This window comes from Baekduia sp. (assembly GCF_035318805.1).
In the GTDB taxonomy this organism is placed as follows: domain Bacteria; phylum Actinomycetota; class Thermoleophilia; order Solirubrobacterales; family Solirubrobacteraceae; genus Baekduia.
The window spans coordinates 1-8,564 of the sequence record NZ_DATHDY010000092.1 but is presented as its reverse complement, the minus strand read 5'-3'; the positions used below and the strand labels follow the sequence as shown (position 1 = coordinate 8,564).

Sequence of the window (8,564 nt, the reverse complement as noted above, 5' to 3'; positions counted from 1 at the left end):
GACGAAGACCAAGCTCGGCAACCCCGGGATGGAGGGCTTCGTGGCGAACATCGTCAACACGAAGCTCGCCGAGTTCCTCGAGGAGAACCCGGGCGAGGCGCGCGCGATCATCCGCAAGGCCGTCTCGGCCTCGCAGGCCCGTGCCGCCGCGCGCAAGGCGCGCGACCTGACGCGCCGCAAGAGCGCGCTGGAGAACTCGCCGCTGCCGGGCAAGCTCGCCGACTGCTCGGTCAAGGACCCGTCGCTGGCCGAGATCTTCATCGTGGAGGGCAACTCCGCCGGCGGCTCGGCCAAGCAGGGCCGCGACCGGCACACGCAGGCGGTCCTGCCGCTGCGCGGCAAGATCCTCAACGTGGAGAAGGCGCGCATCGACCGCGTGCTGAAGAACATCGAGGTCCAGGCGCTCATCACGGCCCTGGGCACCGGCATCCGCGACGAGTTCGACATCGAGAAGGCGCGGTACCACAAGGTCGTCCTCATGACGGACGCCGACGTGGACGGCGCGCACATCCGGACGCTCGTGCTGACGCTGCTGTTCCGCGAGATGCCGGAGCTCATCGAGGCCGGCTACGTGTACATCGCCAAGCCGCCGCTCTACAAGGTCAAGCAGGGCAAGAGCGAGCGCTACCTCGAGAAGGACTCCGAGCTCGAGGAGCTGCTGCTCTCCGACAAGTTCGAGAAGATCCGCGTGCACGATCGCACCGGCCAGGAGTTCAAGCTGACCGAGGCGCGCTGGCAGCGCTACACCCGGCTGCTGAAGCAGTTCGAGGGCTGGGGCAGCTCGCTGCGCGCCGAGCACGGCCACGAGGCCGTCCGGTTCCTCGGCGAGGGCGGCCTGCTCGACGACCAGGCGGCGGACGTCCCGTCGGCGCTGGCGTCGATCGAGAAGAACGACGAGTCGCGCCCGCACGTGACGCACGTCGTCGAGCAGAACGACGACGTCATCGTCGTCAAGGCCATCGAGCGCAAGACCGGCCTGGCCCAGACGCACCGGCTGGCGCGGTCGCTGTTCGAGTCCCACGACTACAAGCAGTTCGTCAAGGTCAACGCGCAGCTCGTGGAGCTGGCCGGCGCCCCGCCGTTCAGCGTGGCTTTGGGCGAGCGGTCCGACGAGGCCTACTCGTTCGAGACGCTCCGCACCTCGGTCCTCGAGGTCGCGCGCCGCGGCGTCAGCGTGTCGCGGTTCAAGGGGCTGGGCGAGATGAACCCCGATCAGCTCCGCGAGACCACGATGGATCCGACCACGCGCACGCTGCAGCAGGTGAGCGTCGAGGACGCCGCCGAGGCGGACCGCCTGTTCACCATGCTCATGGGCGACATCGTCGAGCCCAGGCGGCAGTTCATCGAGCAGAACGCTCGCGCTGTCGTGAACCTCGACGTCTGATGCGCCGCACCCCGGCGGCGCAGATCCCCCGCACGACCCCGAAGGAGGTGAGGACGCTTGGCCACTGACGTCATCAGCGGCGGCAACATCGAGCCGCGCGCGCTCGAAGACGAGATGCGCAACGCGTACCTCGACTACGCCATGTCCGTCATCGTCGGGCGCGCACTGCCCGACGTCCGTGACGGCCTGAAGCCCGTCCATCGCCGCGTCCTGTACGCCATGAACGAGGCGGGCCTCGGCCCGACGCGGCCCTACGTCAAGTCGGCGCGCATCGTCGGCGACGTGATGGGCAACTACCACCCGCACGGCGACGCGTCGATCTACGACACGCTCGTCCGGCTGGCGCAGGACTTCTCCATGCGCCACATGCTCGTCGACGGCCAGGGCAACTTCGGCTCGATCGACGACGACGACGCGGCCGCCATGCGGTACACGGAGGCGCGGCTGACGCGCATCGCCATGGAGATGGTCCGTGACATCGACATGGACACCGTGGACTTCGTCCCCAACTACGACGGGTCCAAGCAGGAGCCGACGGTGCTCCCGTCGCGCTTCCCGAACCTGCTCGTCAACGGGGGCACCGGGATCGCCGTCGGCATGGCCACCAACATCCCGCCGCACAACCTCGAGGAGGTCATCGGCGCCACCGTCGCGTTCCTCGAGGACCCGACGATCACCACGGATGAGCTGCTCACGCACATCCAGGGCCCGGACTTCCCGACCGGCGGCATCATCATGGGCCGGGCGGGCATCCGCGACGCCTACGAGACCGGCCGCGGCAAGATCAAGGTGCGCGCCAGGGCGCACATCGAGGAGATCCATCAGGGCAAGGAGGCGCTCATCGTCACCGAGCTGCCCTACGCCGTGAAGAAGGGTGGCGACAACGGGCTGATCACCAAGATCGCCGACCTCGTGCGCGAGAAGAAGATCCCCGAGATCTCCGACCTGCGCGACGAGACCGACCGGCGCGGCATGCGCCTCGTGATCGAGCTCAAGCGCGCGGTCAACCCGAAGGTCGTCCTCAACAAGCTCTACAAGCACACCCCGATGCAGTCGACGTTCGGGGTCAACATGGTCGCCCTGGTCGACGGCGTGCCGCGCACGCTCTCGCTCATCGAGGTCCTGCACGCCTACGTCGCGCACCAGCGCGAGGTCATCGTGCGCCGCGCGAAGTTCGAGCTGGCCCAGAAGGAGGCGCGGGCCCACGTCCTCGAAGGACTGCTCATCGCGCTCGACAACCTCGACGCAGTGATCGAGGTCATCCGCCGGTCGGCCAACCGCGAGGCCGCGCGCGAGGAGCTCGTCACGACGTTCACGCTGTCGCAGATCCAGGCGTCGGCGATCCTCGACCTGCGCCTGTCGCAGCTGACGGCGCTGGAGAGCGACTCCATCAAGCAGGAGCACGCCGACGTGACCGAGCGCATCCGCGAGCTGCGCGAGCTGCTGGGCGACGAGGGCAACGTGCGTGCGCTCATCAAGGAGGAGCTCCTGGAGATCTCCGAGCGCTTCGCCGATCCGCGCCGCACCGAGATCGCCCCCTCCGAGGACGAGCTCGACATCGAGGACCTGATCGCCGACCAGCAGATGGTCATCACGATCACCAAGTCGGGGTACATCAAGCGCGTGCCGCTGGACACCTACCGCCAGCAGCGCCGCGGTGGGGTCGGCATCACGGGGATGGACATGAAGGAGGGCGACTACATCGAGCACCTCTTCGTGTGCTCGACGCACGACTTCCTGCTGTTCTTCTCCAACCGCGGCAAGGTCTACCGCTCCAAGGTGTACGAGCTGCCCGAGGGCGCCCGTACGTCGAAGGGCCGCGCGCTGGTCAACATCCTGCCGCTGCGCGAGAACGAGCGGGTGCAGTCCGTCCTCTCGACCCGCGACTTCAGCGAGTCGCCGTACCTGATCTTCGCGACGCGCAAGGGCATCGTGAAGAAGACCGCGTTCCAGGCCTACAACACGCCGATCAAGGCCGACGGCATCATCGCCATCAAGGTCCGCGACGACGACGAGCTCATCGCCGTCCGGCGGGTCGACGAGGGCGACGAGATCATGATGGTGTCGAAGGCCGGCCTGGCCGTGCGCTTCGAGGAGGGCCAGGCCCGCCCGATGGGCCGCGACACCGGCGGCGTGCGCGGGATGGACATCGGCGAGGGCGAGGTCATCGCCATGGACGTCGCGCGCGACGACATGGACCTGCTCGTCATGACCGAGGCCGGCTACGGCAAGCGGACCCGGATCGACGAGTACCGCAAGACGTCGCGCGGCGCCAAGGGCGTGCTGACGATCAAGTTGACCGAGGCCAAGGGCGGCCTCGCCGGCGCGCTGGTCGTGCGGCCGCACCAGGAGCTCGTGTTCATCTCGCAGAACGGGATGATCCAGCGGACCGGCGTCAAGGGCATCTCGCAGCAGGGCCGGTCGGCCACGGGCGTCCGGGTCATGAGCCCGCGCGAGGACGACAAGGTCAGCGCGGTCGCGCTGATCGTCGAGTCCGAGGACGAGAGCGGCGAGGCGACGCTCGACGTCAGCGGCGAGGAGGTCGTCGTCGAGGCGACCGAGGTCGTTGAGATCCCCGTCGACGACCAGCCGGTCGAGCCCGCGATCGAGGACGGTTCCGAGGAGTCCGGCTCCGAGGAGTGAGCGGTTCGGGCCACCTCCGTCCGACCGGTAACCGGCGTTACCAGAACGTGCGCTGAGTTGTCGGGACGGGGTGCTACATTTCTCAGTACCAGAGAAAGGAGGTGGTCCGAATATCTAGTCATAGTACTTGTGGGACCCTGGAGGTGGCCGGCCGCTAGATCGGTCGGGCTGGAGTAACGATCCAGCGAATCCACGCCGGGCCACCCCCGATCTGCGATGCCGGACGTCGTCCCTCCGGCCGCTCAGAACAATCGCAGACCGGGCCGTCCAGTCCAGTGGTGTACGAAGGGCGCCGTGAGCTTCTCGCGGCGTCCTTCGGCGTTTAAGGGGGCCCGAGGAGTGCGCTCAGGCCGCTTCGGGCAGCCACTGTCGCCACGCCGCCGGGATGGTCGGCGTTGCGACGTGGATGAAGACGTGCGGCTGGGGCATCGACGGCGTGCGCTTGGGGTGCATGCCGGCCTTGTCGGGCAGGTGGTCGGCCTTGCGCCGGTTGCAGGGCGCGCAGGAGGCGACGATGTTGTCCCAGGTGGAGCCGCCGCCCTTGGAGCGCGGGATGACGTGGTCGACCGTGAGGTTGGAGCGCGAGCCGCAGTACTGGCAGGTCCAGTTGTCACGCGCGAAGACCGCGCGGCGCGTGATCTTGCGGCGGTGCGTGTCGCGCGGGACCATCACGTAGGTCATCAGGCGGATGACGACGGGGCGCGACATCGTGGCGCGCTCGGAGCGCAGCTCCCACGTCGCGTGGTCGACGACCTCGGCCTTCGCCTTCAGCAGCAGCACGACGGCGCGGCGCACGGTGCAGACGTTGATCGGCTCGTACGACGCGTTCAGCACGAGCACCCGGCCACCCTCACGTCCGCGTCGCCGGTGCTCGCCGGGCGGCGCGGACCCCATCGGGTGTGGTGGCGTGAGCGAGGCCATGAGACCGTTACTCCACGCGGAACCGTAGCACCCGAAGGCCCTCGAACAGGAGGGTCGTGGCGCCTCAGGTCGCGGCCCGATACGAGCCGAGCACGCGCACGACCTCGCAGTGGGCGTGCAGGCCCACGACCGCGTCGCGGACCTCCGGGTCGTCCTCGCGACCCTCGAGATCCGCGAGGAACAGGTAGTGCCCGAGGCGCCGCTTGAGCGGCCGCGACTCGATCCGCGTGAGGTTGATCCCGCGGAACGCGAGCTCCGACAGGCAGCGCACGAGCCAGCCCGGCGACGAGTCGCCGGCGCCGTGGAAGACGATCGACGTCTTGTAGGCGCCGGCCCCGGCCCGGGCGATCGCGTCGGCAAACGGCGACGGCGCGCCGACCGCGCTCACCCACACGAAGCGCGTCTCGTTGCCGTGCTCGTCCTCGATGCCCTCCGCCAGCACGCTGCAGCCGTGCAGTGCTGCGGCGACCTCCGTCCCGATCGCGGCCCACGGCTCCGACGACTCGGCGACCGTGCGGACCGCCTCGGCGGTGGACGTCGCCGCGACCGGGCGCGCGCCCGGCAGCGCGTCGGCGAGGAAGCGCCGGCACTGCCCGAGCGGCTGCGGGTGGGAGACGACGGCCGTGACGTCGGCCGTCGCGACGCCCGGCCGCGCGATCAGCGCGTGGGAGATCGGCAGCACCTCCTCCCCCACGATGCGCACGCCGGTCGCGTCGAGCGCCAGCGTGTCGAGCGTCGCGTTGACGCCGCCCTCCAGCGAGTTCTCGATCGGGACGAGCGCCGCGTCGACGGCGCCCGACTGCGCGGCGAGGATGGTGTCGCGCTCCGTCGCGAACGGCACGGCCTCGGAGCCCTCGGCGAAGCGCGGCGATGCCAGCAGCGCGGCGTGCGTGAACGTCCCGGCGGGACCGAAGTAGCCGAGCCTCATGGCAGCCGCGGCGGCTCCGGCGGCGGCTCGCCGGCCAGCGCGACGCGCACGGCCTCGACCTCCTCCGGCGACAGCGGGTACTCCGGCTCTCCCGCGATCATGTGCTTGACGTACAGCCGGGCCTGGTCGCGGTGGTGGATGCTCGTCAGCACGATCCCCGACTGGCCGGCGTCGAGCAGCGCGATCGACACCGACTGCTGCCCGGACATCTCGTTGTAGGCATCGAAGCGGACCAGGCCGCGGTGGGCGATCGTACCGTCCAGCCGGGACTCGGCGGTGCCGAGCCGGCCGTCCAGCCGGGCCGCGATCTCGCCGACATAGGCGTGCAGGGAGCGGAACTCCTGCTCGATGCGCGAGGCGTGCTCGACGAGGTCGTCGGCCGGCCCCGTGCCGAGCAGGACCCGCTGGTCGGCGCGCAGACGCCGCAGTCGCAGGAGCGCGACGGTGGCGACGATCAGCGCCGCGAGCGCGATGGCGCATCCGATGAGCGCGACGATCCCCGCGGTGGAGCTGTCCACGACCTCGACGCTACTAGGCCCGCCGCTCGGAACGGTCCTAGGGGTGCCGTAGGCGGCCAACGAGGCCGAGGCCCACGACGGCCAGCCGTCGCCGCCGGAGGTGGGTCCCCAGTCGCGATAGCGACACTGTCTCCTAGGGGGTGAACAGGACGGTGTACGTCTGCGTGTTGTTGTCGGTCTTCTTCTCGCCCCGGACGGGCTTGATCGTGACCGTCAGCATCGTCGACTGGCCCTTGGGCGGGACCGACTGCAGGTTCAGCGTCGCCGTGGCGGTCGTGCCGGCCTTCGTCTGGTTGAGGCGCTTGGTCGCCGTGATCGTCTTGGGGCCGCCCGTGACCTTGGCGGTGATCGTCACGTTGGACTCGTCGTTCTGGCCCTGGTTGGCGTAGGTCACCTCGAGCGGCAGCGGAGCCGTCGCCGGCACGCGGTTGACGCCGGGCACCAGCGCCACGCCGCCCGCCTTGACGCTGAGGACCCCGTGCCCGTGGGTGCCCGGCGCGACGTCGCCCGAGCTCGACGCGGACGTGCCCGCCCCCGCGTCGGGGTTGATGCGCGCGCCGACCTGGGCGGGGTCGAGCCAGCCGATGTTCGGCAGGAACCTCGAGGTCGCGATGGTCTGACCGCCGATGTCGTTGTCGCTCAGCGCCTGCTGGATCAGCGGCGCGACGCGCTGCGAGTAGACGACGTCGGAGGCGAGGAAGCTCTGCATCTGCCCGGCGATCCGCCGGATCGACTCGGCCGCGCTGGGCTGGTTGCTCAACGCGCGCGGCAGCAGGTCGCCGATCTTGGTGACACCGGCGGCACGCAGGTTCATCGTCAGCTCGAGGTCGTGCTGGGCCGCCGCGACGTCGTCGGGCGCGCTCAGCGACCTGGCGCGCTTGGCGTCCTCCTCGGCAAGCAGGCGGACCTGGCTGACGGCCACGCGGACGTCCTGGTTCTGCTGGCCACCTCCCAGCACGTCGAACAGCGGCTTGGAGACCCGCTGGTCGGAGTCCTCCACGATCGACGCCACGTTGCGGTTGTAGTCCTTCAGTGCGTTCTTGTGGCGCGTGTTCGAGCAGCTCTTCGCCGTGAAGATCAGGATGATCGCGACGACGGCGAGGCCGCCGAACAGCACGAACTGCCGGCGGCGGGCGATCTCCGGGTCCGGTCGGTGCAGCCCTCCGGCGGGCGCCGCGGAGCGGCGGGGCCGCGCGGGCCGGGTGACTCGAGTGGGCTCGTCGGGCTCGTCGTCGAAGAAGGACACGTCCGCGCTCCTGGCGGGGGCGAATGGGCCAGTATGACCGGCAGGTCGGGCAGGAGGCGCCCCGTGCAAGTTCGCCGTCGCGCGCAGGCCCCCTTCTTCCCGCGCGGAAGAGGGAGCCGGTGGAGACCGCCGAGCACGAGACGACGGAGGCCACGGGCGGCGGCTCGGAGGTCGTGCTGGACCGCTACCGGCTCGTCCGCCGCCTGGGCGGCGGCGGCTTCGGCGTGGTCTGGCTGGCGCACGACCTCAAGCTCGACCGGACGGTCGCGGTCAAGCGGATCCCGGCGCCCGACGCCGACACGGCACGGCGCGCGCAGCGCGAGGCCGTCGCCGCGGCGCGCCTGCAGCATCCGGCGATCGTGGCGCTGCACGAGGCCGGCTCCGACGACGAGAACGTCTACCTCGTGTCCGAGCTCGTCCGCGGGGCGACGTTCGCGCGGCTGCTGGAGGACGGTGCGCTGTCGGACCGCGACGTGGTCGAGATCGGCGTCGCGCTCTGCGACGCGCTGGCGCACGCCCACCAGCGCGGGGTCATCCACCGCGACGTCAAGCCGCTCAACATCCTGATCCCCGACGCGGTCGAACAGGCCCACCCACCCGGCGCGCCCGCCAAGCTCACGGACTTCGGCGTCGCGCGGATCGCCGGCGACGACGCGCTCACGCGCACGGGCGACGTCGTCGGGACGCTGGCCTACATGGCGCCCGAGCAGGCCGAAGGCGCGGAGGTCGGCGCGGAGGCCGACCTGTACGCGCTCGGCCTGTGCGTGTACGAGGGCCTCTCGGGCGTCAACCCGCTGCGGGCGCGCGGCGCGGGCGCGACCGCGCGGCGGATCGGGCAGCGGCTGCCGCCGCTGGGCCGGCTGCGCCGCGACCTGCCGCTGGACCTGTGCGCGGCGATCGACACCGCCGTCTGGCCGCATGCCG

Annotated in this window: 7 protein-coding genes; 3 read left to right on the top strand and 4 right to left on the bottom strand. The window is 70.5% G+C overall.

The window, feature by feature from the left end; translation table 11 throughout:
• Together VK501_RS19270 and gyrA are read left to right on the top strand one after the other, a co-directional pair.
• Positions 1 to 1,384, top strand: a 1,384-nt coding sequence (locus VK501_RS19270) for a toprim domain-containing protein (protein WP_324340230.1), incomplete at its 5' end; no start/stop codon positions are given.
• A 57-nt stretch (positions 1,385 to 1,441) separates the two neighbouring features.
• Positions 1,442 to 4,027, top strand: a complete 2,586-nt coding sequence (gyrA, locus tag VK501_RS19265) for a DNA gyrase subunit A (protein WP_324340228.1) — start codon at positions 1,442 to 1,444, stop codon at positions 4,025 to 4,027.
• A 345-nt stretch (positions 4,028 to 4,372) separates the two neighbouring features.
• On the opposite strand, the gene VK501_RS19260 is transcribed toward gyrA, so the two are convergent.
• The 4 genes from VK501_RS19260 to VK501_RS19245 all read right to left on the bottom strand — a co-directional run bounded on the left by VK501_RS19260 (position 4,373) and on the right by VK501_RS19245 (position 7,640).
• Complete coding sequence (locus VK501_RS19260; RefSeq protein ID WP_324340227.1) at positions 4,373 to 4,867, bottom strand: HNH endonuclease; 495 nt, start codon at positions 4,865 to 4,867, stop codon at positions 4,373 to 4,375.
• 145 nt (positions 4,868 to 5,012) lie between these two features.
• A complete protein-coding gene (gene pheA, locus VK501_RS19255) occupies positions 5,013 to 5,876 on the bottom strand; it encodes a prephenate dehydratase (RefSeq protein ID WP_324340225.1) in 864 nt (287 codons plus the stop codon).
• Positions 5,873 to 6,394, bottom strand: a complete 522-nt coding sequence (locus VK501_RS19250; protein ID WP_324340222.1) for a DUF4446 family protein — start codon at positions 6,392 to 6,394, stop codon at positions 5,873 to 5,875. Before VK501_RS19250 ends, pheA begins: the two co-directional genes overlap by 4 nt.
• 133 nt (positions 6,395 to 6,527) lie before the next feature.
• Complete coding sequence (locus VK501_RS19245) at positions 6,528 to 7,640, bottom strand: hypothetical protein (RefSeq protein WP_324340220.1); 1,113 nt, start codon at positions 7,638 to 7,640, stop codon at positions 6,528 to 6,530.
• Between the two features lie 119 nt (positions 7,641 to 7,759).
• Between VK501_RS19245 and VK501_RS19240 the strand changes: the two genes are divergently transcribed.
• The coding region (locus tag VK501_RS19240; RefSeq protein ID WP_324340219.1) for a serine/threonine-protein kinase at positions 7,760 to 8,564 on the top strand (805 nt) is incomplete at its 3' end.

What these genes read in the sequence shown, in the direction of transcription:
- pheA (WP_324340225.1), bottom strand. Translation starts at nt 5,876, where the DNA reads ATGAGGCTCGGCTACTTCGGTCCCGCCGGGACGTTCACGCACGCCGCG.